Raw genomic sequence first — 26,018 nt, 5'->3', positions numbered from 1 at the left:
GGATAGCAATGGAATATTCTACTATAAAAAAGGCACAGCTTAGGCTGTGCCTTTTTGTAACCAATTCCTTATATGAAAGTTAGAAATTTTGCATGTTTTATTTAAGGCCGCACTTTAGAATTTTCATTTGATCTGTTTGGTCATTTTAGAGATTGCAAGGATGCATTTTTATATATTTATAATTTCAAACGCTATTTACCAGTTTAGTCAAGTATGATAAAATAGAAAAGTCACAGTATTAAGAAATTAAGGAGACAATGATGAAAAAAGTATTTAAATACACAGCCTTGCTTGTGGCAGGTGTGAGCTTAACAGCCTGTGCCTTGCTTCCAAGTCCAAATAAAAAACATTCTGGTAAGCCAAGCCAGGAAACGACTGTCAAAAAATCAGCCAGCAATGGGCAGGTTGATATCCAGATTAAGGATGGCCAGTTCATTATGCCAAGCAACGGATCAGCTGATGCCAAATACTTGGCCTTGTCTTTGGAAATTAAAAATAAAACAAATGATAAGATCATGATTTCCTCTTCAGACATTGGTTTTTATGATTCAGAGGGAGAGAAGATCCAGCCGGTCGGAGTCTATGACGACAAAGAAAACTTTAAAACACTGAGCTATGAAGATTTAGCGGAAGGAAAGACTCTTTCTGGTAATCTGGTCTTTAAAGTTGAAGATGGCAAGAAATATGAACTTCAATATGAGAAGAAAACCTACGGCTCCGATGAAAAAGCAGAACCTATCAAACTAAAAGTTGATCCTGCGAAATACCCGAATCACGTTGACGAATCAAAGAAATTAGCTTCTGATTACCTCAATGCTGTTTTCTTGGGAGGAGAAGCAAAGACAAAATCCTCCAAAGACAAAGGCGATTTGGTTTTAGGTGGCGATTTGGAGCAAGATAAGAAAGATTATAGAGCAGCTTTTGCAGCAGATTTTACACGTAAATTGCATGATTATCCATTTAGTGATGATGAAATCAATGCTTTCATTGATGCCTATGTGAAAAGTAATGCCAAACGCTCAGAAATTGATTACACAGTAGCGCAGTACATGCCAAATTCAATCGTTATCAAGATCAAACCGAGAACGGTCAGTCTAAATAAAACCATGTATACCTACCGTCAAGATTTTTATGATAAGCATCGTTCTGAATATGGAAGCCTGAGTGACGTCTATAAAGCTACCGATAAGAGCTATGCTAATGATATGATGGCTGGAATGGATTCACGTCCTCTTCTTACGCCAGAACGAGATTATCAGTTGAAATTTGTCAAAACAGATGGCAAGTGGGTCCTAGAGCGTGATTATTCTTATGAATCTATCGTCAGAGCTTTTGAGGGCGATATATCCTAATAGCAAGATGAGAGGGCGGATGCTTCATTCTGCTCTCTATTTTATTTTGTTTCCTAGCCTAGCTTTGTGCTATACTGGAGGGTAGATATGTAGAGTAAAGGAGTCTAGCATGAAAAAATTCTATGATACATTAGTAAACACACGGCATTATCTCCATCAGCATCCAGAGCTGTCTGGCCAAGAGTATGAAACGACGTCCTTTCTAAGAAGTTATTTGCAAGACTTGGGGATAAAAATTTTGGACACTGGCTTAGAGACGGGCTTGATTGCCGAAATTGGTCAGGGAGAACCAGTTATCGCCTTGAGAGCAGATATTGATGCCCTGCCCATTTTAGAGCAGACAGGTCTGCCTTACGCTAGCCAAAATCCTGGTGTCATGCATGCCTGCGGTCATGATTTTCATCAGACTAGTCTTCTGGGAGCGGCGGAGTTGCTCAAGGCTATGGAAGAAGATTTACAGGGAACCATTCGATTGATTTTTCAGCCAGCTGAGGAAACCTCCCAAGGAGCCAGTCAAGTTCTGGCTACGGGCTTGCTGGATGATGTAGTTGCGATTATTGGTTTTCACAATATGCCCCAGTTAAAAGCTGGGCAAATGGCCTTGAAGCCGGGAGCTATGATGGCAGGCGTAGAGAAGTTTAAGGTGACTGTGGAGGGAGTCAGTAGCCATGCGGCTCGGCCGGACCTGGGAGTGGATACGGTGCTGACCCTGACCAGCATGATTCAAAATCTCCAAGCTCTGGTTTCTCGGACAGTCTCGCCCTTTGAGCCAGTTGTTTTATCGGTGACCCACATTGAAGCTGGGGCGACTTGGAATGTCTTGCCGCAAAATGGCTTTTTTGAAGGCACCATTCGTTGTTTTGACCCTGATTTGCAAAAGCGTTTGAAGGCGGATTTTATCCGTGTTGTGGAGAATACGGCGGAGAACTTCTGTGCTAAGGTCGCCATTGTCTGGGATCAGACTCCACCGGTGACCTATAATGATCCAGAATTAGCCGAGCTTATTTTTAAAAATTCTCAGAATATCGGGGAGCTACTGCCTGCTCAGCCGTCTTCAGCTGGCGAAGACTTTGCCTTTTACCAAGAAAAAATCCCTGGTGTCTTTGCTTTTATCGGCTCAAATGGTGCAGCAGATGCGCCTGACCTGCACCATGATAGCATGACGATTGACGATGCGGCCTTTCAGGTTTCTGTGCCTTACTATGTCGAAAATGCCCTCTTCCTCCTCAAACACTATAAGAAATAACTATAGTCTTTCATAGAAAATAAGAACTAGGCAAGCTCCTCTTCTTTTGTTATCATAGAAAAACAAGATTTTGATATTTTCAAATAGTTTGAATAATCGAATCAGTGATAAAGAAAATCTATCACCTTGATAAAAAATATATAATGGTCAGGATTTTCGACTTTTGGTATGATAGAAACATGCTCTTTAGGAGGAGATAGAGATATGAATATTAAAAAAATATTGAAATACACTGCCACTGCTGTGGTAGGAAGTCTTGCAGTTGGGCTGCTTGTAGCCTGCTCGTCTTCTGCAAGTAAAGATAGTACTACAAAGAAAAAGACGATTGAAGTCGGAACGGTTGGAACAACTAAGCCTTTCTCTTATGAGGATAAGGACGGAAAACTAACTGGTTACGAAATTGAAGTGCTTCGTGAAATCTTTAAAGGTTCAGATAAGTACGAAGTCAACTTCAACAAAACCAAATGGGCTTCTGTTTTCTCTGGCTTGGACAGTGACCGCTACCAAATCGGTGCCAATAACATCAGTTATTCAGAAGACCGTGCTGGTAAATACCTCTATACCAACCCTTACGCTAAAAACCCAACCGTCTTGGTGGTTCGTAAAGGAGTGAATATCAAGTCGCTGGACGATATCGGAGGCAAGTCTACTGAGGTTGTTCAAGGTACTTCAACAGCTAAACAGTTGGAAAAGTACAATGAAGAGCACAGTTCAAACCCAACAACTATCAACTATACAGATGGTACAATCCAGCAAATCTTGGCTAATTTGAATGATGGCCGCTCAGACTACAAGATCTTTGAGCGTATCACAGTAGATACCATCATCAAAGACCAAGGTTTAGATAATGTCGAAGTGATTGAACTTCCAAGTGACCAACAACCGTATGTCTATCCAATCCTTGCTTCAGGACAAGAAGAGCTTCAAACCTTCATGAACAAGCGGATCAAGGAACTCTACGAGGATGGAACACTTGAAAAATTATCAAAAGAATTCTTTGGCGGCACTTATTTGCCAGATGCCAAGGATATCAAGTAAGTTCTGATTTTCTTTGCCCTAGGCAATCGGAAATAACTTACAACCCTTTCATTAAGAAAAATATATTTTATAAGGAGATTATCTCATGAAATTGAAAAAATGGTTTGGCGCAACAGCACTCTTAGCTGTAGCAGCATTTGGTTTGGCAGCTTGCTCGTCTTCAACATCAAAAAACGCTAAGTCAGCAGACAGTGCAACAGTGACTGTAAAAGTTGGTGTGATGAGCCTCAGCGATACAGAAGAAGCACGTTGGAACAAGGTTCAAGAAATCCTTGATAAGGATAAAGCAGGTGTTAAATTGGAGTTCACCCAATTTACAGACTATTCTCAACCTAACCAAGCAGTTCGCGATGGCGATGTAGACATCAATGCCTTCCAACACTACTACTACTTGAAAAACTGGAATAAAGAAAACAATGCTGATTTGGTGTCTGTAGCAGATACGTATATCGCACCAATTCGCCTTTACTCTGGTACTAAAGATGGCAAAAACAAATATACTGATGTGAAAGACATTCCAGAAAACGGAAGCATTGCCGTACCAAATGACCCAACAAATGAAAGCCGTGCTTTGAACCTTCTTCAAGCAGCTGGTTTGATTAAGTTGGACGTGGATTCAACGAAGCTTGCGACTGTTGCTAACATCAAAGAAAACAAGAAAAACTTGAAAATTTCTGAATTGGATGCTTCTCAAACAGCAGCTTCTCTTACTTCTGTAGATGCAGCGGTTGTCAACAATACCTTCGTTCGCGAAGCTGGTATTGACTACAAGAGCGCTCTTTACAAAGAAAAGACAGATGAAAATTCTAAACTGTGGTACAACTTGATTGCTGCTAAGAAAGATTGGGAAAAATCTGACAAGGCAGATGCCATCAAGAAAATCATCAAGGCTTACCATACTGACGAAGTTAAAAAAGTCATTGAAGAGTCTTCAGATGGTATGGATCAACCAGTTTGGTAAGATTTTATAGAAAATAATTGAAGATAGAAAGGGCGGGGAATGGATTTCTCCAGCCCTTTATCTGCTATTAGTTAGAGTTTTTATTGGCAGAGATGATTTGGCCATTTTTGATGGAGAGCTGTAGACTTACAAGCTAGCAGCTTTCGTGACTCATAGCAGATCATCTTTAAACAGTGCGATTAGTAGGAGTTATACATGCCTTTCTCAACTGAGAGTGAACAAATTAAAAAGTTTGAAAATGACGAGGTGGCCCAACACTATTTTGAGGTGTTGCGGACCTTGATTTCTAAAAAGTCTATCTTTGCCCAGCAAATTGGGCTCAAGGAGGTAGCTACCTATCTGGGAGAAATTTTCACTGCCGCGGGTGCTAAAGTGATGATTGATGACAGTTACACGGCTCCCTTTGTATTGGCAGAGTTTCAGTCGGACAATCCTAAAGCCAAGACTATCATTTTCTATCACCACTATGATACAGTGCCGGCCGATAATGACCAGCCTTGGACCAACGACCCCTTTACTCTATCGGTCCACTACGGTGTCATGTATGGCCGCGGGGTCGATGATGACAAGGGACACATCACTGCACGTTTGACAGCGGTGCGTAAGTATATCCGAGAGCACGGTTCGCTGCCAGTCAATATCATCTTCATGATGGAGGGAGCGGAGGAGTCAGCTTCGACAGACTTGGATAAATATCTGGTCAAGCATAAGAAACATTTGCGGGGAGCAGATTTGCTGGTTTGGGAGCAGGGCACGCGTAATAATCTAGGCCAGCTAGAGATTTCTGGTGGAAATAAGGGCATTGTCACCTTTGATATGTCTGTTCGCAGTGCAGAAGTCGATATCCATTCTAGCTATGGCGGTGTCATTAATTCAGCTTCTTGGTACTTGATGGATGCTATTTCTAGCCTGCGTAGTGCTGACGGTCGAATCTTAGTGGAGGGCATCTACGAACAAGTACAGGAGCCCAATGAGCGAGAGCTGGCTTTGATTGCCCAGTACGCTCTGAAGACACCAGAAGAGTTGAAGGAAATTTACGGCCTCCAGCTTCCAGTCTTGAAAGAGGACAGGCAGGAATTTCTGCGTCGCTTCTATTTTGAGCCAGCCATTAACATTGAAGGATTCGGTTCAGGCTATCAGGGACAAGGAGTCAAAACCATTCTCCCGGCATATGCATCTGCCAAGATGGAAGTGCGTTTGGTACCGGGCTTAGAGCCCCATGATGTCTTGGACAAGATTCGCAAGCAACTGGACAAAAATGGCTATGATAAGGTAGAATTAACTTATACATTGGGAGAAATGAGCTATCGTAGTGATATGAGTGCCCCTTCTATCTTGAATGTAATAGAACTAGCTAAGGATTTTTATCCAGAAGGCGTCTCGGTGCTTCCGACCTCGGCAGGAACAGGCCCCATGCATACAGTCTTTGAGGCTTTGGAAGTTCCGATGGCTGCCTTTGGCTTGGGAAATGCCAACAGTCGAGATCATGGTGGCGATGAAAATGTCAAGATTGCCGATTATTATACCCATATTGAATTAATCAAGGAGTTAATCAGAAGTTATGAGCAATGAAATTATCAAATTAGACCGTATTGATGTCACTTTCACGCAGAAAAATCGTGTCATCAAGGCAGTTGAAGATGTGACTATTCATATCAATCAGGGGGATATTTACGGTATCGTGGGTTATTCTGGTGCCGGAAAGTCAACTTTGGTGCGGGTTATTAATCTTTTGCAGAAGCCATCTGCTGGTCGCATTACTGTGGATGGAACAGTGTTATACGACAAGGAGACTGTCCAGCTGAATGCGGCTCAACTGCGGGAAAAGCGCAAGGACATTGGCATGATTTTCCAGCATTTCAATTTGATGGCTCAGATGACGGCCAAGGAAAATGTCGCGTTTGCCTTGAAGCACTCAACTCTGTCTGCTGCTGAAAAAGAGGAGAAGGTTCGCAAACTTTTAGAACTGGTTGGTCTGGAAGATCGAGCGGATAATTATCCGTCTCAACTGTCTGGTGGGCAGAAGCAGCGCGTGGCGATTGCTAGAGCTCTGGCCAATGATCCAAAAATCTTGATTTCAGATGAAGCGACTTCGGCATTGGATCCTAAAACAACCAAGCAAATTTTGGCCTTGCTTCAGGATTTGAATCAAAAGTTGGGGCTGACGATTGTACTCATCACGCACGAAATGCAGATTGTCAAAGATATTGCCAATCGTGTGGCTGTTATGCAGAATGGGAAATTGATCGAGGAAGGCTCAGTTTTGGATATTTTTACCAATCCACAGAACGAATTGACCCAAGACTTTATCACAACGGCAACAGGTATCACTGAAGCGATGGTTAAAATCAATCAACAGAAGATTGTGCAAGATTTGCCAGCGGATTCTGTCTTGGCGCATTTGAAGTATGCTGGTACAGTGACAGATACAGCCATTATCAACGATATCTACAAGCAGTATCAAGTTTCAGCCAATATTTTACATGCTAACATTGAGATTTTAGATAATGTGCCTGTTGGGGAGATGGTAGTCATTTTGTCAGGAAATGCAGAAAACCTTGCGTCTGCTCAAAGTAATTTGCAAGCTGCTGGCGTAGAATTAAAGGTGCTTAAGGGAGGAATTTAGATTGATAGACTTGATTAAAACATTTTTGCCCAATGTCTATAAGATGGGCTGGGCTGGTCAGGCTGGCTGGGGAACAGCGATTTATCTGACCCTTTATATGACGATTATTTCTTTCCTGATCGGTGGCATTCTAGGCTTGATCGCTGGACTTTTCCTGGTATTGACAGCGCCAGGTGGTATTTTAGAAAATAAAACAGCCTTTTTCATCTTGGATAAGGTCACGTCCATCTTTCGAGCAATTCCCTTTATCATTCTCCTAGCTTTGATCAATCCTTTCACACGGATGATTGTGGGGACAGGGATTGGTCCAACAGCGGCTCTGGTACCCTTATCTTTGGCAGTCTTCCCTTTCTTTGCCCGTCAGGTGCAGGTGGTTCTATCAGAATTAGACCGCGGTGTGATTGAAGCAGCGCAGGCAGTTGGGGCTAACTCATGGGATATCATTGGCGTTTACCTGCGTGAAGGCTTACCAGACTTGATTCGGGTGACAACAGTGACTCTAATCTCGCTAGTAGGTGAAACGGCTATGGCGGGAGCGATCGGTGCAGGCGGCCTTGGGAACGTAGCGATTGCCTACGGTTATCAACGTTTCAACCAAGACGTGACCATTTTAGCGACTGTTTTGCTCTTGCTTCTTATCTTCTTTATCCAGTTTTTGGGTGATTTCTTAACCAGAAAAATCAGCCATCGCTAGACAGAGAGTGGGACAGAAATCGGTAATTCGTTAGAATTCGATTTCGTCGTCCCACCTCCGCGCAGTTGAGTGGGTTCTATTACGCTGATTTCATCAGCGTAATAGAACCCACTCAACCACTGCGTCTTGCTCGACAATCCAAAGACAATTTAGAGGCTAGGACTTTTGTCCCAGCCTCCTTTTGTCAACTATCATCCTTTGAAAAGTCTGAAAATTTAATTTACATTCTATTTTCATAATGCTATAATAAATAAAGCTAAGTATAGAAAAATAGCATAATACATTACTTCTTGGCAGTGCTGGATTTTGCCCATGCCGAGGAAAGTTGCTTTAATAAACAACTAGTTTTCCTAGGAAGGAAGCTTATCAAGGATGCTAGATCTACAAACCTTGCTAGAACTTCCTCCTGCAGGAAGGATGGCAAAGCATGAAATGCGCATTTGCACGTATCAAGGATATAGCTATCAATAGTTTTATGAAGTTTTAGCTTCACAATTAGAAAGGATTCAATAATGACATCGTTAACGCTGAAAGAGTTGAAATGGACGGGAGTCTTTGCTCTGCTCTACTTTCTCTGTGTCGGACTAGGAGTACTAGTAGGGCACTTTTTTGACAATGCTGGCAATATGCTTTATGCTCCAGTATTTGCCGCAGTTTTTGGTGGAAACGTTTATATGTGCCTGCAAAGCAAGATTAAAAAATTTGGAGCCATCAGCTTAGTAGGCCTAATAATGGGAGGCTTTTTCCTCCTGTCTGGTCATTTTATGATTGCTGGTTTGCCGGGTTTGGTGTTCGGTCTCTTGGCGGACACGATTGCAGGCTTGGGCAAATACGAAAATAAATTCTTGAATCTGATTTCCTTTGTTTGTTTTTCTTTTGTCAATTCGGGGCCTATTATCCTCATGTGGCTAGCGCGTCAAGCTTATATTGATAGCTTGTTAGCGCGTGGTAAGACAGCAGAATACATCAATCGGATTTTGCTGCCGTTGGATTTTCCGACCATCGCTAGTTTTATCGTGATGGTAGTGGCAGGTGCTTTAATTGGTGGCCTGCTGGGTCAATATCTGGTAAAGAAACGCAGTGAAAAAGCTGATTTTCAGTCATAAAAAAGTTAAGCAAGATGAAAGCTGCCGGACTTTCCTATCTTAGCTTGCTCAAGGAATTGTTCTGGCATAAGTTTGATCCAGAAAAATGCCCTAGCTTGCATGCTATATCTTTGAGAAATAGACAGTTATAAAAAAATCCTATGCCTCCAGCTCTAGCGAAAAGAGCCTAATTTTGGTAAGATTAGAAGACTTGGAGAATATCAGGCTCAAGGCCTGGGAGGAATAAGATGAACAACATATTAGTGCTGCAGTCGGACTTCGGTCTGGTAGATGGAGCAGTGTCGGCTATGATTGGAGTGGCTTTGGAGGAATCACCAACGCTGAAAATCCATCATTTGACCCATGATATCACCCCGTACAATATTTTTGAGGGCAGTTACCGTCTCTTTCAGACGGTAGATTATTGGCCAGAGGGAACGACCTTTGTCTCGGTCGTGGATCCGGGAGTGGGTTCCAAGCGGAAAAGCGTAGTTGCCAAGACCAGTAAAAACCAATATATCGTGACTCCCGACAATGGTACTCTGTCCTTTATCAAAAAGCATGTCGGTATCATAGCTATTCGTGAGATTTCAGAAGTGGAAAATCGCCGCAAGAATACCGAGCATTCTTATACCTTCCATGGGCGAGATGTCTATGCCTACACAGGTGCCAAGCTGGCTAGCGGCCACATCAGTTTTGAGGAAGTTGGCCCAGAGTTGAGTGTCGAAGAAATTGTTGAAATCCCTGTTGTCGAAACAAGGCTGGCGGATAATTTTGTCAGCGGAGCTATTGATATTTTGGATGTTCGCTTTGGCTCGCTTTGGACTTCGATTACGCGCGAGGAGTTCTGTACCTTAGAGCCCAACTTTGGCGACCGCTTTGAAGTCACTATCTACAATAATGATATGTTGGTCTATCAAAACCAAGTGACCTATGGCAAGTCCTTTGCAGATGTCCGCATTGGTCAGCCGATTTTGTACATCAATTCCCTCTATCGGGTGGGCTTGGCTATTAACCAAGGTTCCTTCGCCAAAGCCTACAATGTCGGTGTTGGTGCTCAATGGCATATTGAGATTAAACGTATAGAAAATTAAAGGAGAAAACATGAAAAATAATACAATAAGAAACGTAGTAGCAACAGGAATTGGAGCGGCCCTATTTGTGGTCATCGGAATGATAAATATTCCAACACCTGTACCCAATACTAGCATCCAGCTCCAATACCCTTTGCAAGCTCTTTTTAGTATTATCTTTGGACCAATCGTCGGTTTCCTTATGGGCTTCATTGGCCACGCCATTAAAGACGCTATGAGCGGTGGTGGACTTTGGTGGTTCTGGATTGCCGGCAGCGGGGTCTTCGGTCTATTAGTTGGCTTCTTTAGAAAATTCTTCCAAGTGGAAGAAGGCAAATTTGAAGTCAAGGATATTATCCGCTTTAACCTAATCCAGTTTGGAGCCAATGCAATCGCTTGGTTAATTGGGCCGATTGGTGATGTAATTGTATCTGGTGAGCCGGTCAATAAAGTCATTGCTCAAAGTATTGTGGCAATTCTGGTGAATTCTGTGACAGTAGCAGTCATTGGTACTGTTTTGCTAAGCGCCTATGCTCGTACTCAGACTCGCTCAGGTAGCCTTAAGAAAGATTAATCGAACTAGCTACTACAAGATTGGGAAAGTCCCAATCTTTTTTTGTACAAAATAAAAAACAAAATGTAATTTATATATTGCATTATTTAAAATATATTGTATAATGGACTTATGAAACTGAAAGGAGCGTAGATATGAATAAAAAAGTGAATGCTCTGCTTATACTGCTTATTTGTCTTGTATCGGCGGCAATTCTACTAGTTGTTGGCATGATTCAGAAAAATCAAACCTTTATCATACTTGCTTTTAGTAATGTCGTCCTTGGCTGCACTTTCTACGCCATAGGCGAGCAAAAGAAATACGAAAAGGATGGTGACCATGGCAAAAAATCTTAGGTTAAAAATGGCAAGGGCTGAGCATGACATGACTCAAGGCGACTTGGCTGATGCCATTGGTGTGACTCGTCAGACCATTGGCCTGATTGAGGCAGGCAAGTACAATCCCAGTCTTAGTCTATGCTTGGCCATTTGCAAATGCCTCAATAAAACGCTGGATCAGTTGTTTTGGGAAGAATAGGAAGAAAGTGAGAAAGAAAATGAAGGACAAACCACAAAAAGTCTATACAGACGAGCGGACTCTACAACTTGAACGAAAATTAGGAAATGAAGTTGCATTTTTTGCGATTATCTTGCTCCTTATCTCTATTTTTATCAAAATCATGATTTGGCATGTGCCAGTAGAAGGTTACTTACCGGAAATTCTAGTTATTTTGGGGATGGAAATCTATGCTGGAATTCGTAGCTGGCAGTTGGGCCTTGACATCAGACGCTACAAGCCATCTATTGGGCAAAGGAGTTTCAGAAGTCGTTTGGCTAACGGAGCTATCTTAGCAATTGTAATCGTGGCTGTTCAGATGTGGAGTGGAAATTCAGCTCTTCGACCATTCTTTCGCCATCATCCAATTTTGCAATTTATTTTTATTTTAGCTTTGATAACTGCCTTTTCTAGTATATTTGATCAGTTGGTCGATTATTTTTATCAGAAGAGACAGGTTTTATTGGACCAAGAACTAGAAAATGATGAGAATTAGAATCAATGAATCTTTAACTTATAAATAAGAAAGTGAGAAAGAAAATGAAGAAGCAGCCTGTTATAAAAGATGAACGAACAGAAAAATTGGACGGCAAAGTTGCAGGAGAGTTAGTACTAGGAATGTTTCTCTTCTTAGCTATCTCTGTATTTTTCAAAGCCTATATCCTCCATCTAAGCTTGCTGGCCTATCTGCCAGAGGGTATTCTGCTTACCCTAGTAGGTCTATATGCCTTGCTTCGTCGCGTAAGCCTAGGCGTTGATGTTCGCGATATGGTGAGAGAGGAAAAATGGCCAGAGCGATTTGGCGGTGGAGTCGTCTTTGCTCTCATTGTTATAGGCATTGATTTCTTTGGTCAGCGAGAAAGTCTGGCCAGCATGTTCAGCATTTTGTATCTGCTCAAGCTGGCTCTTGCAATGATACTGTTTATGCTTGGAAGCTTGACCATGGACAAGATCAGTCTTTATCTAAACAGTAAAGGTCAGGCAAAGCTAGATCAGGAATTGGAGGATGAAGAATGACTTGGTGGAAACGATTGATCTGGGTTGGCTGCGCTTTCTTAGCTTTGGGCTTGTATGTCCTCCCTATGCTGTTTTAGCAGGTAGCAATCATTTATCAATTTCCTAAACAATGGACCATTGGTCTTGGGCTTTTGCTGATAATCTTCATTTTACTGGTCTTTGTCGTGGCAGCAAAGAAAACTGGCATCCTATCTCCATCTGGAAAAATTTTTCAAAAAGGAGATGGGAAGCGAATTGCTCTAGGCCTCTTAGGCATGTTGCTCATATCTGTCTTTGGGACGGTACTACTCCGGTGGCTACATGGAGAAGCGACAACGGCTAATCAGGCGTCTCTGATGGAGGAGTTCCGAAGAGGAGATATCATTTTATTGTCCATCATGCTTGGAGTTTTAGCGCCTATCGCAGAAGAAATTATTTTCCGTGGTATCATTCCTCAAAAAATCTTTAAAGGCTATGAAAGCTGGGGCTATATCATAGGCGGACTGCTCTTTGCGATTTTTCATGGTCCAACCAATATCATGTCTTTTGTGATTTATGGCGGTGCTTCTGTGATTTTGACCTTGCTGGCTTGTCGAACTCGGCGCTTGGAAGTCAGTATTGCAGTTCACATGTTAAATAACGGACTTCCTGCCATTCTTATGTTGTTAATTACTATTTTTGGAGTAGAAGTATAGGAGCTTGAAATGAAAATAAAACTTATTAAACGTCAAATTTTAGACGAACGGGAAGATCAGCTGGTCAACAAGGCTGGTATGGAGAGTTTCAGTCTCATGCTATGTGGCAGTTTAGCTTTATATATGGGTTCTGTAGCTATGAATGGGGGAGTCGTTCACTATCAGCCATTCTTGCTTTTGATTCTCATCAGTAGCTTTTATTTTATGTGTCGAGCTCAGTATCTGGGGGCTAATTATTATAATAGTTTCAGTCTGACTATCTGGGGTGTGCTGGCTGCGACAGGCTTTCTGACCCTTTTGATTGCTTGCCAGAATTTTCAGCTCAATCATGCTATTTATCATAATAGTATTTTTCACCCTATGTTTCTTTTGGTCATTTTGGTTACATTTTGCATTCATCTTCCCTTGATGCTGCTGGTCAATATTTTCTTAGAGAGCCTCAGCAAGTGGCAGAAGAATCGCTTCGATAAGTATTTGGAAGAATTGGAGAAAGAGGGCTAACCTGCTTCTCTGCGTAGAGATTCCAGCTCTGCTATTTTCCAAACAAATTTTTTGCCCAGTTTTTTCAATCAGGTTATAATAAATAGATGAATTAAAAAATTCAGAAAATTTATAGAGAAATGAGAGTTGAAATCTTATGGCAAAAGATATTCGCGTCCTACTTTACTACAAATATGTTCCGATTGAGAATGCTGAGAAATTTGCAGCTGATCATCTGGCCTTCTGTAAATCTATCGGTCTGAAAGGCCGTATCCTAGTAGCAGATGAAGGAATCAACGGAACGGTTTCTGGTGACTATGAAACCACTCAAAAATACATGGACTACGTTCACAGCCTTCCAGGCATGGAAGACCTTTGGTTCAAGATTGACGAAGAAAATGAGCAAGCCTTCAAGAAAATGTTTGTTCGCTACAAGAAAGAAATTGTGCACTTGGGCTTGGAAGACAATGACTTTGACAATGACATTAACCCGCTGGAGACGACAGGAGCTTACTTGTCTCCAAAAGAGTTTAAAGAAGCCCTTCTTGACGAAGACACTGTTGTCCTAGACACTCGTAACGACTATGAGTACGATCTAGGTCACTTCCGTGGAGCCATTCGTCCAGACATCCGCAACTTCCGTGAATTACCGCAATGGGTTCGTGATAACAAAGAGAAGTTCATGGACAAGCGCGTGGTTGTTTACTGTACCGGTGGTGTTCGCTGTGAGAAATTTTCAGGCTGGATGGTTCGTGAAGGCTACAAGGATGTCGGTCAGCTTCATGGCGGTATCGCAACTTACGGTAAGGATCCAGAAGTTCAAGGTGAGCTTTGGGACGGCAAGATGTATGTCTTTGATGAGCGTATCTCTGTTGATATCAACCATGTCAATCCAGTTGTGATTGGGAAAGACTGGTTTGACGGTACTCCTTGCGAGCGCTATGTCAACTGTGGCAATCCAGAGTGTAACCGTCGCATCCTGACTTCAGAAGAAAATGAAGACAAGTACCTCCGTGGCTGTTCTCACGAATGTCGCGTTCACCCTCGTAACCGCTATGTGGCTGAAAATGGCTTTAGCCAGGCAGAAGTGGTGGAGCGTTTGGTTGCGATTGGGGAAAGCTTGGAAACATTGGTAGCTCAGTAATCGCATAGTAAAGATAAAAACTTTAGATGTTTCAAGCATCTAAAGTTTTTTCATTATTTAGTTGCAGCTTAGCTTTTCTTTATTCAGGTTTCGATTTTTTTGTCCTTTCTTTTTGATGTGATATAATGGGCTTAAATAAATGGGAAAGGAGCAAGTCTATGTCTAAAGCTATCATGGAAGAAGTGGCAGCCTATTTGCGTCAGCATGCAGATGAAGAGCTGAGTCTGACCGATTTGGCTCAGCATTTCCACTATAGCCCTTCCCATCTATCCAGAACTTTCAAGAAAAAGATGGGCTTTTCTATCAAGCAATATGCGGAAGCTCTTAAGATGGAAAAAGGGATTCAGGAGATTGTAGAAGGCCGGCAAAATGTGACCGAGACCTCTATGGAAGCTGGTTATGATAGTCTAGGCAGTTTTTCTAATACTTTTAAGCGGCATACTGGACTTTCGCCTAAAAAATATTATCAAGAATCAACCAAGGCTTATGATTTTATGGTCAAACAGCTGGATGAGAAGGGAGCTTTGTTGCATCAGGATCCCGACTGTAAAAGTGGCAATCGCTTGACCGTGGCGCTATCTTATCCTGAGGGGTATGAACCTCGTATCAGCTGTGTCGGGCTTTTTAAAACCCGCATACCTAAAGAAGAGCCAGTTATCGGAGTAGCACTTAGTCAGAAGAGGCAGTTTACTTTTGAAAATGTACCCGATGGTCACTACTATCTTTTGGCCTGTGAATTGCTGGAGGATTTACGCCTGTCTAAAAATTATGTCTTGAAGCATAACTTTCGCTGGGGCAGCGATGAGCCTCTCACTTTTTCAGGCGATAACATCTATCAGGAGGAAATCAGCATGCGCAGGCCCTTGCCCAGCGATCCACCTATTACAGTTAATCTTCCAGTTTTAATTATGCGTTCCCTAGCCAAACAAGCGCAATTGAGAATAAGAAAAATTTTATCCTAATTGATAAACTGATACTAGAGATTTATTCTCAGATATAAAAAATTGGAGGAACAATAATGAAATTAGACGTGTTTTTAAGTTTTAATGGTCAGGCCGAAGAAGCTTTTCGTTTCTATGCAGATCTTTTTCAGACAGAGATAAAGGGACTTGTCCGAGCCAGTGAGATGATGGACCCAGCAAACCTTCCTGCAGAAAAACGGGATAAGCTTGCCTGGATTGCCTTAGATACGGAAAACTTAACCCTGAATGGTGAAGATGTAGGTGTTTTTAATGACCTATCTATTCCTAGCAATCATCAGCCTAATCAATGGTTGGTTCTGAGTCCAGATAGTAGAGAAGAAGCCGATGAATTCTTGACTAAGCTTACTGAAGGTGGACGGATTCTCTATACTCTAGAGAATCAAGCTTTTGCTAAGTTTTATGCCCGCTTGATTGACCGTTTTGGTATCGGCTGGGATGTGATGATGAAATAGGGGAGAGCGATGGCATATAGTAAATCTTTAGCTCAACAGATTCGTACCATTTTAGCTACTGAACTTCCCCCTCATGTTTTTGAAGAAGAGGTAGAAGAGAAGAAGATGTTTGGTGGATTGGCTTTTATGATCCGAGGCAAGATGTCTGTTACTGTGAGTTCGAGAGGTCAAGAGCTTGTCATGGTCCGCATAGGTAAGGAACTGGAAAAGCAGGTCCTGCCTAAAAATGGTGCCAGTGTGACGTTAATGAAGGGGAGGCTTTATCATGGCTATATTGATTTAGATGGCGAAGGACAAAAAGAACTGTCTTACTGGATCAAGTTAGCCTTGTCCTACAATCAGGAGCTGGCGCAGCATGATAAAAAGTAAGAATTGCTCAGAATGAGTTTTGCTTTCTTAGAAATTCAAATATATTCTCAGAATCTGTATTGATGAAGCTTTCAGTCGGAAAGACTCTTCATGGATACAGTTTTTTCGTATTTTGTTGCACAGATTTTATGCCAATGCCAGAGTTCGTTTTGTAGAAGGAGCATGTTTTAGAAGTATGGGAGCAAAGGTGGTTTATAACCACACTGAGTTTGGATTTTAATTCTTTAGAACAGAAGTACTCAGCGTATATACACGTTGGTTTAGATAGAAATACTAGATAATTAAGCACCTACAAACTTTTCTGAAAAATTCTAGATGTGCACCGTAATTATTGGAATTCAGAAATTCAATTTTTTGAAACATGAAGACATTATATCTAAGGTGCTTGGTGGAAATCAGAGATTATGATTTAATAGTCAATATGATGAGTATCTCTTTTTTGTTTTGAAATGCGCTTGAACCCATCCTTGCTATAGAGCCTGCCTATATCCTTGGCTAGCTAGAAAATATGCTGGTGATAGTCAGTAGACAGCCTTTTTATGATACAATAGTAGGATAGAGTCAGTGGACATTAGCTGGCTATTTCATGCTAAAGAAAGGGACAAAACAAGTCGATGATTCTTGAAGAGTTTGATCAAAACCGTAAGGCCATCATCAATCCAGAGGATTTGATAGAGCCTATTGAAGGCTTTCCGCAGACGGCAGTGTCCTGCTTTGCTCGGGAGACCTTTGCCCGAATGCTGGCGGATTTTGACCATGAGTTGATTACGACGACCTCTATGGCCAACATTGAAATTCCTATCTATCGGGTCTTTGCGGATGGACAGGAGCTAGCTCTTTTCAATGCACCAGTTGGGGCTTCTGCTTGTGTGGCGATTCTGGAGGATTTGATTGCTTTTGGTATGAGAAAGCTGGTTCTCTTTGGGACTTGTGGTGTGCTGGACGAGGATATCAAAGCAACATCCGTTATTATTCCGACAGCAGCCTTGCGTGATGAGGGGACTAGCTATCATTACCAGCCGGCTAGTTCGGAGATAGCAGTCAATGTCGGCTCGCAGGATTTTCTGGTAAATTTCCTTGAGCAGCGAGGGATTTCCCATAGTTTAGGCAAGGTCTGGACGACCGATGGCATTTTCCGAGAGACTGCGGACAAGCTGCGCAGGCGAAAAGAGGCGGGAGCTATTTGTGTGGACATGGAGTGCTCGGCCGTAGCGGCTGTAGCGGCCTTTCGTGGCGTTCAAGTTTGCCAGTTCTTTTATGCGGCGGATCATCTGTCTGAGGAGGCTTGGGACATGCGCAATCTGGCTAATCACGCTGACTTAGACGAGAAAGACAAGGTGGCCAATCTGGCGATTCAGATCGCTCTGGCCTTATAGAAAAACATGAAAAAACCAATTATTCAATTTGAAGATTTTAGTTTTCAATATCAAGCTCAGTCGGAGCCGACTTTGAAGCATATCAATCTGACCATTTATGAGGGGGAAAAGGTGCTGCTGATTGGGCCGTCTGGCTCTGGTAAGTCAACCTTGGGTCAGTGTCTCAACGGCATTATTCCCAATATTTACAAGGGACAGGCCAGTGGACAACTCTTGATTAAGGGACAGCCAGCCTTTGATAGCAGTATTTATGACAAGTCAAATCTTGTCAGCACGGTCTTGCAGGATACGGATGGTCAGTTTATCGGGCTCAGTGTGGCAGAGGATCTGGCCTTTGCTCTGGAAAATGATATGGTGGCCTTGCCCTTGATGCGAGAGAAAGTCCTGCATTGGGCCAAGCAGCTAGACTTAGAGCAGCTTTTGGACCATCGTCCTCAAGACTTGTCTGGCGGACAGAAGCAGCGGGTTAGTCTGGCGGGTGTCTTGATCGATGAGAGTCCAATTTTGCTGTTTGATGAGCCTTTGGCCAATCTCGATCCCAAGTCTGGTCAGGATACGATTGACTTGATTGACCAGCTTCATCGGGAGACGGCAACGACAACTCTGATTATCGAGCATCGTTTGGAAGACGTTCTTTATCGACCTGTTGATCGAGTTGTCCTCGTCAATGATGGGGAGATTCTCTTTAACGGTGCGCCGGATGATCTGCTCAAGACGGACCTCTTAGCAGAAAATGGAATCCGAGAACCTCTCTATATCACAGCCTTGCGGCAGCTTGGTTTTGATGTGGCAAGCGCGACTCATCTGGCTGATTTAACCAAGCTGGAACTTGCTGAACTTTCGCAGAGTCTGACCGAGCAAAAAACAGAGCAGATTGACAATCGTCACGAAGCTCTTTTAGAGCTCGATCATGTTTCCTTTGCCTATCAGAGTAATCAACCTATTTTGCGGGATATCAGTCTGAAGATTTTCAAGGGTGAGCGGATAGCCATCGTTGGGAAAAATGGAGCTGGCAAGTCTACGCTAGCCAAGGCTCTCTGTCGTTTTATTGATACAGAAGGGCAATATCATTGGCAGGGACAGGATATCAAGGGCGACTCTATCAAGGAGCGAGCGGAGCGAATTGGCTATGTCCTGCAAAATCCTAATCAGATGATTTCGACCACAATGATCTTTGATGAAGTAGCTCTAGGACTGCGGTTGCGTGGTTTGGCAGAGGCGGAAATTGAAGAAAGGGTTCATGCTGTGCTCAAAACTTGTGGTCTCTATGAATTCCGCAGTTGGCCGATTTCAGCCCTGTCTTTTGGTCAGAAGAAGCGGGTGACCATTGCTTCTATATTGGTGTTAAATCCAGAGATTATCCTTTTGGATGAGCCAACAGCTGGTCAGGATCAGCGCCATTATACAGAAATGATGGACTTTCTCGATGAGCTAAACCAGCAGGGACACACGATTATTATGATTACCCATGATATGCAGCTCATGCTGGATTATTCGGATCGGGCCATCGTGGTGGTGGACGGTCAGATTTTAGCAGACCAGTCGCCTGCTCAGGTTCTGTCCGATCATGAGTTGATTGCAGCGGCCAATCTAAAGGAAACTTCAATTTTTAGTCTAGCTGAGAAGCTGGGAGTGGATCCGCTAGCTCTGACTCAATTTTACATGCGAAAAAAGGAGGAAAGTCATGTTTAATCAACAGAAATTGATTGGCTACCATGCCGGAAAGACTTTTCTCCATGCTCTTTCTGGTGCCAGCAAACTGATCTTTTTTATCCTGGTTTCGGTGGCGGCCATGATGAGCTACGATACGCGCTTCCTCCTTCTTGTGGCGCTAGCTTCTCTAATTTTATTTAGAGTGTCTGAGATTCGGCTGAAAGACATTTCTTTCGTTTTGGCTTTTGCGGGAACCTTTGCAGCACTGAATATTCTCATGGTCTATCTCTTTGCCCCGCAGTATGGGGTGGAGATTTATGGAGCCAAGAATTTGCTCTGGACAGGATGGGGAGCTTATAATCTCACGCTTCAGGAACTCTTTTATCTCTTGAATCTTTTGCTCAAGTATTTCTCAACGATTCCCCTAGCGGTGATCTTTCTCATGACCACCCATCCCAGTCAATTTGCTTCCAGTCTAAATCAAATCGGCCTTTCTTATAAGATTGCCTATGCGGTCAGTCTGACCCTGCGCTATATTCCAGATTTGCAGGAGGAATTTTACCTCATCAAGATGTCTCAAGAGGCGCGTGGACAAGAATTATCCCAAAAAGCTCCCCTCAGCAAGCGGGTCAAGGGCAATCTGCAAATTGTCATTCCCCTGATTTTCAGCTCGCTCGAGCGAATCAACACCATCGCGACGGCCATGGAGCTACGCCGCTTTGGGAAAAACAAAAAGCGGACCTGGTACACCCAGCAAGCCTTCAGCAAGCTAGACAAACTTGTAATCGTGGTGTCCGTCCTTCTACTAGCCCTCAGCCTTCTTCTTTTTGCTGTCAATCAAGGACGCTTTTATAATCCTTGGACATAGGCTAAAGGTGGAAAACTAGCTAGGTTTGGATTGAGAGGATTAATCGGTGCAAGAAAAAATAAATGTTAAATTTTATAAGGAATTAGTTTTTCCTGTTTTTTGTGGTCTAGGGGCTTTCGTTTTGCTCTTGGCTTTGTCTCAGACAGATGAAGTTGGGGGGAGAATGGCCCTGATTTCAATCATCTTGCTGATGGCGATGAGTGGTCTCTTTACTTGCCTTACTATAGTCAATAGAGAAAAGAGTTTGCGATACTGTCAAGAACTTTATTCTCACTTTCCAGAGCTTGAAAAGGAATTTCAACTGATTTATAGCGATTCTCGTTATGTGCGTGAAAGCCTATCTCTCTATCTCTACAAGGATGCCATCATACGGGTTGATGCTTATTTCCAATTTCTCATGCTTTCTGACTTAGCTGATGTGACCATTAAGATTGAGGAAGTGGAAGAAACAAAGTATGCAAAAGTTCATCACCTGTATCTGTATTACAATCCAATGAGTTCTAACAAAGATATTCGTCTAGCTTTTGGACCTTATACGGATCAAAAATATGTTGACTTATTACAGTTTTTAGATGTGATAAATCAAGTTGCCCCTCGGATTCGAATCTATAATGAAGCTGTGGAAAAATAGCATGGTCTAACAAACATAAAAAATCAGGTGAATTTAACTGGCCTCCCAAAGAGTTAGACATAAAAAATCTAACTTTTCGGGAGGCCTGTTAAAGTAGAATGCTTTTTGTTTGATTCAATGGACTTTACTCGTTTCCAGTTGTTACAAAATTTTGTTGGTAATTTTGCTTCTCTTGATAAGGATTTTGGCTAAATTGCTGATCTTGGTAGTCTGTATTATTATAGGAATCATTGCTAACAAGTTCATATTTTGTAGGCTGACAATAAAAAATAAACAGAATAAAATGGCCAAAAAGTGGGACCAAGTACAAAAAGAGAAGAGCCCAATGATAGCCACCATCTCGCAATCGTCGAACTTGAATGGCGAGAGAGGGAAGCAGAATTGCAATGTAATAGATAACCATCAGGCCAGCAAAGGCGGTAGATAAGGCTCCTCCAGTCTCAGAGTTCAAAACCGTCTCAATCAGAAGAGCAGTACAAAGTATTAGTATCATTACTAAAAAATGGCAGAGAATTGGCCACCAATATTCTGGGCGAGTTGAGCGACCGGTGAAATCCACATAGCCCTTCCAAAATTTTTTATATGCATCAATCATGTAGTAATCTCCTTAAATATTTTTTATATAGTCTACTATAATTTAGCAAGAATTGGCAAGTTTTGGGGAAATAGCGATCTTTGGCCAGAACAAAATAGATGGCTAAATCAAGGTGTTTTATTATAGCCCTAGAAAAGAATTATGAACAAACTAAGATGCTTGTCTCTCAACTGATTTGATGAATAGAGCTGTTATTTACTATTACTATCGTCGAAAGAAACTATGGAATAAAACCTATCGTCCTTATTTATTTTAAGAGAAGAAGGCCTAAAATCAATGTCAGTTCCCCTCTTTCAATCGCTAGGAAATATGATATAATGAAGTGTTATCAAAAAAGGTTTCATTAGCCTTGAAAGGATTAAAAAATGACTACAAAACAACCGTTTTATATTACGACACCTATTTACTACCCGTCTGGCAAGCTCCACATTGGGTCTGCCTATACGACCATTGCCTGTGATGTCTTGGCTCGCTACAAGCGCCTCATGGGCTATGATGTTTTCTATCTGACTGGTCTTGATGAGCACGGTCAAAAAATCCAGCAAAAAGCTGAGGAAGCTGGGATCAGCCCACAAGCTTATGTCGATGGTATGGCAGTTGGGGTCAAGGAACTCTGGAAACTGCTGGACATTTCCTATGATAAATTTATCCGGACGACTGATGACTACCACGAAAAGGTTGTGGCTGATGTCTTTGAAAAACTCTTAGCTCAAGATGATATCTACTTGGGTGAATATTCAGGCTGGTATTCTGTATCTGATGAGGAATTCTTTACTGAAAGCCAGCTGGCTGAAGTTTTCCGTGACGAAGCTGGAAATGTAACGGGCGGAATTGCGCCATCTGGACATGAAGTGGAGTGGGTATCGGAAGAGTCTTACTTCCTCCGTCTCAGCAAGTACCAGGACCGCTTAGTAGAATTTTTCAAATCACAGCCCGACTTCATTACGCCAGACGGCCGTCTCAATGAAATGTTGAAAAACTTTATTGAACCTGGTTTGGAAGATTTGGCAGTTTCTCGGACGACCTTTACTTGGGGCGTGCCTGTGCCATCTAATCCAAGACATGTTGTCTATGTTTGGTTCGATGCCCTGCTCAACTATGTGACTGCTCTTGGTTACGGTCAAGATGAGCACGGTAACTTTGATAAGTTCTGGAACGGAACAGTCTTCCACATGGTTGGGAAAGACATCCTTCGTTTCCACTCCATCTACTGGCCAGTCCTCCTTATGATGTTGGATGTGAAATTACCAGAACGTTTGATTGGCCATGGTTGGTTTGTCATGAAGGATGGCAAGATGTCTAAGTCTAAAGGAAACGTGGTCTATCCTGAAATGCTGGTAGAACGTTATGGCTTGGATGCTTTGCGCTATTACCTCATGCGCAGTCTTCCGGTTGGATCTGATGGAACTTTCACGCCAGAAGATTATGTTGGCCGTATCAACTACGAGCTAGCCAACGACCTTGGAAACCTCCTCAACCGTACTGTTTCCATGATTAACAAGTACTTTGACGGTCAAGTGCCAGCCTATGAAGAAAATGTAACAGACTTTGATGGTGCTCTGGCTCAAGTAGCAGCTGAATCCATCACTGACTACTACAAACACATGGATGCAGTGGACTACCCACGTGCCCTGGAAGCAGTCTGGACGCTCATCTCCCGCACCAATAAATACATCGATGAAACCGCCCCTTGGGTGCTAGCTAAGGATGAAGCCAAGATCAAAGAACTGGCAGCAGTCATGAGCCACTTGGCAGCGAGTCTTCGTGTTGTGGCGCACTTGATCGCACCTTTCATGATGGAAACCAGCAAGGCTGTCCTCAGTCAATTGGGCTTGCCTCAAGCAACGTCTCTGGAAAACCTAGCAATTGACCAACTCCCAGGAGGCTTGACAGTTGTAGAAAAAGGAACGCCAATCTTCCCACGTCTGGATATGGAGGAAGAAATTGCCTATATCAAAGAACAAATGGAAGGCAACAAACCTGCGGTTGAAAAAGAATGGAAGCCAGAAGAAGTCGAACTCAAACTTAGTCGCAAGGAAATCAAGTTTGACGACTTTGATAAGGTTGAAATCCTAGTTGCTGAAGTCAAAGAGGTTTCTAAAGTTGAAGGATCTGATAAGCTTCTTCAGTTCCGCTTGGATGCAGGAGACGGCGAAGACCGCCAAATCCTCTCTGGTATTGCTAAATACTATCTAAACGAGCAAGAACTGGTCGGTAAGAAAGTCCAAATCGTAGCCAACCTCAAACCGCGCAAAATGATGGGCCGCATCAGCCAAGGTATGATTCTCTCAGCCGAGCACGGCGACCAACTGACTCTCCTAACTGTGGACGAGAAAGTCCCAAATGGAAGTTTGATTGGGTAGAGAACTCGCAGTCCATTATTTCAATTGATAACATTCGTGTTAATCTCATCTAATGTAAAGCCCCCAGCAAGTTTATTTTGCTGGGGGTTCTTTTGATCGAATGAGACGATTGGTAGAACATAGAGGAAGAGAAGGGAGTACTAAGTTTCTGTAAATTTATGGTTCAGGATTATGAAATAGGGTTACTCCGTGTCTTACATTAAGGAAAAAGAAGAATTTGTTAGAGTAGTTTTCCTCAGTTGATGTGGAGCAAGATCCGTGTTGTTCTGTCAAAGAAGAAAGTTATTTTCTGAAAATCTTGTAAAAATTTCTTACATATGATAAACTGATAAAAAAATAAAGAGGTTTATTGTATGATTAATGCTTATAAAAATTTTTTCAAAGGTTATGTGGATTTTTCTGGTCGCTCTACACGTTCTGAGTATTGGTGGATTTATCTAACCAATCTGATTCTTGCTGTTTTTTTGTACATGATAACTTACTCAACTGTAGTAGCTAATCCAAACAGTATTGAGGCAATTGAAACAGTAAATTCCTTAACTTATTTTAGTATCTTTCTGATAATCATTTTCTTCTTGCCTGGCTTAGCTCTAATCATTCGTCGTCTAAGAGATGCTGGTTTTCACTGGGCTCTGATTTTTATCGCTTTCATTCCTGGGGTAGGCTCAATTGCACTCCTTATTTTGTTAGCTTTTCCAAGCAAGAATATTGTAGAATTAGATGTTAAAACCGACCAAGAAACGCAGTCGCTTAATATTAACTAAGAAAAGCAGTGTGCTTAATCGTTATGTTACTTACATTAGCTGTTTTTCTCGTACGATGATGTGCAATAGTTGATTTCTGATTTTTCCTTATTGAGAGCTTAGCTTGCTTCCAATTTTGGAGAATTCACTTATTAGCCATAAAAAACACTCCTGAGTCTAGTTTTCTAGATTGTGACAGGAGTGTTTTTCTTTTATATTAGAGAGTTGTCAAGTGCTGTATTATAGCTTATTGCTCATTGGGTTCATCTGTTTGAACAGGCTCATTACTTGTAAAAGGAAGATTCTTAGTGAATTCGGATAGATTTTCCTTGACTTCTTGGACAAGTTTGCTAGGCTTCAGCAGGTTCATGTCGTCTTTCCAAGACTGGTAGCGCATGTCTACCAGTAGTTTGGCGAGGCGCGTCAGCATTTCCCGCTCTTGGTCTGTGAGAGCATTGGCATTTTCAAAAACAGCCAAGATTTTGTTGAAATTTTCCAGCTTGGTGAGGTCATTAATGGAGCTGATACCAGCATCTAGGATGAGACCGAAGAAGAGGTCAAAAAAGTCTTTTAATTCCTCATCAGAAACGCTATCTACCCAGTTTTTCAAAGTTTTATCTACTTGAAGGCTGTCTGGATTGAGGTTGTCCAGCAGGACAAAAGTCTGGTCACTGATCTGCCAAGAGAAGGTATCGTGCTGGGCCAGACCGCCGATAGCTGTACTTTTGACAATTTGAGCCTGCTTGGGCGTTTCGAGCATCATTCCGACGATAGAGCCTTGTGGAATGTAGCGCTTTATCTTGTCTGAAATAGTCTGGTAGCCTTGACTGGTGATGACCGAGTGATTCAGTCCAGGTGCATCATAGCTGTAAATACTCTGAATTCGCTCTTGATATTCTGGCTCGATCTGACTAGCAGCGTAGGATGCTAGATTGCCTCCTTTCGAGTGGCCCGTCAGGATGAATTGACCAGGCAGAGCATCCATGGCTTTTCGCAAATAATTAACCGCCGTTTTTTGAGCTGGGACCTGATCCATATAGGTCATGTGGAAGTCCTCTTTCCAGCCGATAATGGAATCATCGGTTCCGCGGAAGGTCAGAACATAGCTATCAGGCTTGATTTTGAAAATCATAGCTGCAAACTGCTTTTGAACATCAGGATCAATGTCATTGACATAGCCCATGAGCTTGATATTTTTGAAGCGGGTGGAGCTGGCTGCCTTTTCTAAAAGTTTCAGACGATTTTTAGTCACCAACATGGATAAATCTTGAGTCACTTTTTCAGCAGCTTCAAACAAGCGGCAAGTACAATCAGGGGACATCTGATCAGACACGATCTGGTCAAAAGGCAGATAAGTTATCTCGGTCAGCATCAGCATATCCAGTTCATTAAGGGGGGTGTCGTAGATACTGTCGTAAGCTACTTGGTCTAGGTAATCAAAAATTATTCCCATATTTATCTCCAATATTCTATCTTCTTCCAGTATA

At 42.4% G+C, this 26,018-nt stretch carries 27 protein-coding genes and 2 pseudogenes; 27 read left to right on the top strand and 2 right to left on the bottom strand.

Annotation, left to right across the window (positions count from 1 at the left end):
• The first annotated feature begins 257 nt into the window (after positions 1-257).
• From D8872_RS05330 to D8872_RS05205, 25 genes and pseudogenes are all read left to right on the top strand, one after another.
• Positions 258-1,352 carry a DUF4352 domain-containing protein gene (locus D8872_RS05330; protein ID WP_185761395.1) on the top strand — a complete coding sequence of 365 codons (1,095 nt, stop codon included), beginning with the start codon at positions 258-260 and terminating at the stop codon, positions 1,350-1,352.
• A 109-nt stretch (positions 1,353-1,461) separates the two neighbouring features.
• Positions 1,462-2,598, top strand: coding sequence for an amidohydrolase (locus D8872_RS05325; RefSeq protein WP_125390223.1), 1,137 nt, complete (start codon positions 1,462-1,464; stop codon positions 2,596-2,598).
• Positions 2,599-2,802: 204 nt separating this feature from the next.
• Positions 2,803-3,636 (top strand): amino acid ABC transporter substrate-binding protein, encoded by an 834-nt coding sequence (locus D8872_RS05320; protein WP_045500765.1) that lies wholly within the window; start codon positions 2,803-2,805, stop codon positions 3,634-3,636.
• An 85-nt stretch (positions 3,637-3,721) separates the two neighbouring features.
• Positions 3,722-4,597: a MetQ/NlpA family ABC transporter substrate-binding protein gene (locus D8872_RS05315; RefSeq protein WP_125390222.1), complete on the top strand. Its 876-nt coding sequence runs from the start codon at positions 3,722-3,724 to the stop codon at positions 4,595-4,597.
• 195 nt (positions 4,598-4,792) lie between these two features.
• Complete coding sequence (locus D8872_RS05310; RefSeq protein ID WP_125390221.1) at positions 4,793-6,169, top strand: M20/M25/M40 family metallo-hydrolase; 1,377 nt, start codon at positions 4,793-4,795, stop codon at positions 6,167-6,169.
• The gene (locus D8872_RS05305; RefSeq protein WP_005591808.1) at positions 6,159-7,223 is read left to right on the top strand and encodes a methionine ABC transporter ATP-binding protein; all 1,065 of its coding nucleotides are present in this window, start codon (positions 6,159-6,161) and stop codon (positions 7,221-7,223) included. Before D8872_RS05310 ends, D8872_RS05305 begins: the two co-directional genes overlap by 11 nt.
• Before the next feature lies 1 nt (position 7,224).
• Entirely contained in the window at positions 7,225-7,917 is a 693-nt protein-coding gene (locus D8872_RS05300) for a methionine ABC transporter permease (RefSeq protein ID WP_005591809.1), read from the top strand.
• A gap of 512 nt (positions 7,918-8,429) precedes the next feature.
• Positions 8,430-9,023 (top strand): MptD family putative ECF transporter S component, encoded by a 594-nt coding sequence (locus tag D8872_RS05290; protein ID WP_125390220.1) that lies wholly within the window; start codon positions 8,430-8,432, stop codon positions 9,021-9,023.
• 227 nt (positions 9,024-9,250) lie between these two features.
• The gene (locus tag D8872_RS05285; RefSeq protein WP_125390219.1) at positions 9,251-10,096 is read left to right on the top strand and encodes an SAM hydrolase/SAM-dependent halogenase family protein; all 846 of its coding nucleotides are present in this window, start codon (positions 9,251-9,253) and stop codon (positions 10,094-10,096) included.
• Positions 10,097-10,106: 10 nt separating this feature from the next.
• Positions 10,107-10,649, top strand: coding sequence for an ECF-type riboflavin transporter substrate-binding protein (locus D8872_RS05280; protein ID WP_125390218.1), 543 nt, complete (start codon positions 10,107-10,109; stop codon positions 10,647-10,649).
• Between the two features lie 134 nt (positions 10,650-10,783).
• Positions 10,784-10,984 carry a potassium transporter gene (locus D8872_RS05275; protein ID WP_125390217.1) on the top strand — a complete coding sequence of 67 codons (201 nt, stop codon included), beginning with the start codon at positions 10,784-10,786 and terminating at the stop codon, positions 10,982-10,984.
• Positions 10,968-11,165 (top strand): helix-turn-helix transcriptional regulator, encoded by a 198-nt coding sequence (locus tag D8872_RS05270; protein ID WP_005591814.1) that lies wholly within the window; start codon positions 10,968-10,970, stop codon positions 11,163-11,165. The genes D8872_RS05275 and D8872_RS05270 overlap by 17 nt, the downstream gene beginning before the upstream one ends.
• Before the next feature lie 19 nt (positions 11,166-11,184).
• A complete protein-coding gene (locus D8872_RS05265; RefSeq protein ID WP_125390257.1) occupies positions 11,185-11,679 on the top strand; it encodes a DUF6773 family protein in 495 nt (164 codons plus the stop codon).
• Positions 11,680-11,723: 44 nt separating this feature from the next.
• Complete coding sequence (locus tag D8872_RS05260; protein WP_125390216.1) at positions 11,724-12,200, top strand: DUF6773 family protein; 477 nt, start codon at positions 11,724-11,726, stop codon at positions 12,198-12,200.
• A gap of 164 nt (positions 12,201-12,364) precedes the next feature.
• Entirely contained in the window at positions 12,365-12,874 is a 510-nt protein-coding gene (locus tag D8872_RS05255; protein ID WP_260471674.1) for a CPBP family intramembrane glutamic endopeptidase, read from the top strand.
• A gap of 9 nt (positions 12,875-12,883) precedes the next feature.
• The gene (locus tag D8872_RS05250) at positions 12,884-13,375 is read left to right on the top strand and encodes a DUF6773 family protein (RefSeq protein WP_125390215.1); all 492 of its coding nucleotides are present in this window, start codon (positions 12,884-12,886) and stop codon (positions 13,373-13,375) included.
• Positions 13,376-13,511: 136 nt separating this feature from the next.
• Positions 13,512-14,498 (top strand): oxygen-dependent tRNA uridine(34) hydroxylase TrhO, encoded by a 987-nt coding sequence (gene trhO, locus D8872_RS05245; protein ID WP_125390214.1) that lies wholly within the window; start codon positions 13,512-13,514, stop codon positions 14,496-14,498.
• A 158-nt stretch (positions 14,499-14,656) separates the two neighbouring features.
• Entirely contained in the window at positions 14,657-15,460 is an 804-nt protein-coding gene (locus D8872_RS05240) for a helix-turn-helix transcriptional regulator (protein ID WP_125390213.1), read from the top strand.
• A 56-nt stretch (positions 15,461-15,516) separates the two neighbouring features.
• Positions 15,517-15,933, top strand: a complete 417-nt coding sequence (locus tag D8872_RS05235; RefSeq protein ID WP_125390212.1) for a VOC family protein — start codon at positions 15,517-15,519, stop codon at positions 15,931-15,933.
• A 9-nt stretch (positions 15,934-15,942) separates the two neighbouring features.
• Positions 15,943-16,302 carry a TfoX/Sxy family protein gene (locus D8872_RS05230; RefSeq protein ID WP_125390211.1) on the top strand — a complete coding sequence of 120 codons (360 nt, stop codon included), beginning with the start codon at positions 15,943-15,945 and terminating at the stop codon, positions 16,300-16,302.
• A gap of 614 nt (positions 16,303-16,916) precedes the next feature.
• Positions 16,917-17,678, top strand: coding sequence for a nucleoside phosphorylase (locus tag D8872_RS05220; protein WP_125390210.1), 762 nt, complete (start codon positions 16,917-16,919; stop codon positions 17,676-17,678).
• A 6-nt stretch (positions 17,679-17,684) separates the two neighbouring features.
• Positions 17,685-18,539 (top strand): annotated as a pseudogene (locus tag D8872_RS11185) (ATP-binding cassette domain-containing protein); the annotation flags it as partial.
• 27 nt (positions 18,540-18,566) lie between these two features.
• Positions 18,567-19,370: pseudogene (locus D8872_RS11180) on the top strand (energy-coupling factor ABC transporter ATP-binding protein); the annotation flags it as partial.
• Positions 19,363-20,199, top strand: a complete 837-nt coding sequence (locus D8872_RS05210; protein ID WP_125390208.1) for an energy-coupling factor transporter transmembrane component T family protein — start codon at positions 19,363-19,365, stop codon at positions 20,197-20,199. The pseudogene D8872_RS11180 and the gene D8872_RS05210, both read left to right, overlap by 8 nt.
• A 163-nt stretch (positions 20,200-20,362) precedes the next feature.
• Complete coding sequence (locus D8872_RS05205) at positions 20,363-20,830, top strand: hypothetical protein (RefSeq protein WP_260471673.1); 468 nt, start codon at positions 20,363-20,365, stop codon at positions 20,828-20,830.
• 124 nt (positions 20,831-20,954) lie between these two features.
• Here D8872_RS05205 and D8872_RS05200 read toward each other — a convergent pair whose 3' ends face one another.
• Entirely contained in the window at positions 20,955-21,425 is a 471-nt protein-coding gene (locus D8872_RS05200) for a DUF805 domain-containing protein (protein ID WP_125390206.1), read from the bottom strand.
• A gap of 365 nt (positions 21,426-21,790) precedes the next feature.
• On the opposite strand from D8872_RS05200, the gene metG reads away from it, so the two are divergent.
• Together metG and D8872_RS05190 are read left to right on the top strand one after the other, a co-directional pair.
• Positions 21,791-23,788 carry a methionine--tRNA ligase gene (gene metG / locus D8872_RS05195; RefSeq protein WP_125390205.1) on the top strand — a complete coding sequence of 666 codons (1,998 nt, stop codon included), beginning with the start codon at positions 21,791-21,793 and terminating at the stop codon, positions 23,786-23,788.
• A 353-nt stretch (positions 23,789-24,141) separates the two neighbouring features.
• On the top strand, positions 24,142-24,552 hold the full coding sequence (locus D8872_RS05190) for a DUF805 domain-containing protein (RefSeq protein WP_125390204.1): 411 nt from the start codon (positions 24,142-24,144) through the stop codon (positions 24,550-24,552).
• A gap of 226 nt (positions 24,553-24,778) precedes the next feature.
• Here D8872_RS05190 and D8872_RS05185 read toward each other — a convergent pair whose 3' ends face one another.
• Entirely contained in the window at positions 24,779-25,984 is a 1,206-nt protein-coding gene (locus D8872_RS05185) for a DUF2974 domain-containing protein (RefSeq protein ID WP_125390203.1), read from the bottom strand.
• Positions 25,985-26,018 lie beyond the last annotated feature (34 nt).

This window comes from Streptococcus cristatus, assembly GCF_003943815.1.
Taxonomy (GTDB): Bacteria; Bacillota; Bacilli; order Lactobacillales; family Streptococcaceae; genus Streptococcus; species Streptococcus cristatus_F.
The sequence above is the reverse complement of the archived record's forward strand: the minus strand, read 5'-3'. Positions and strand labels throughout refer to the sequence as shown.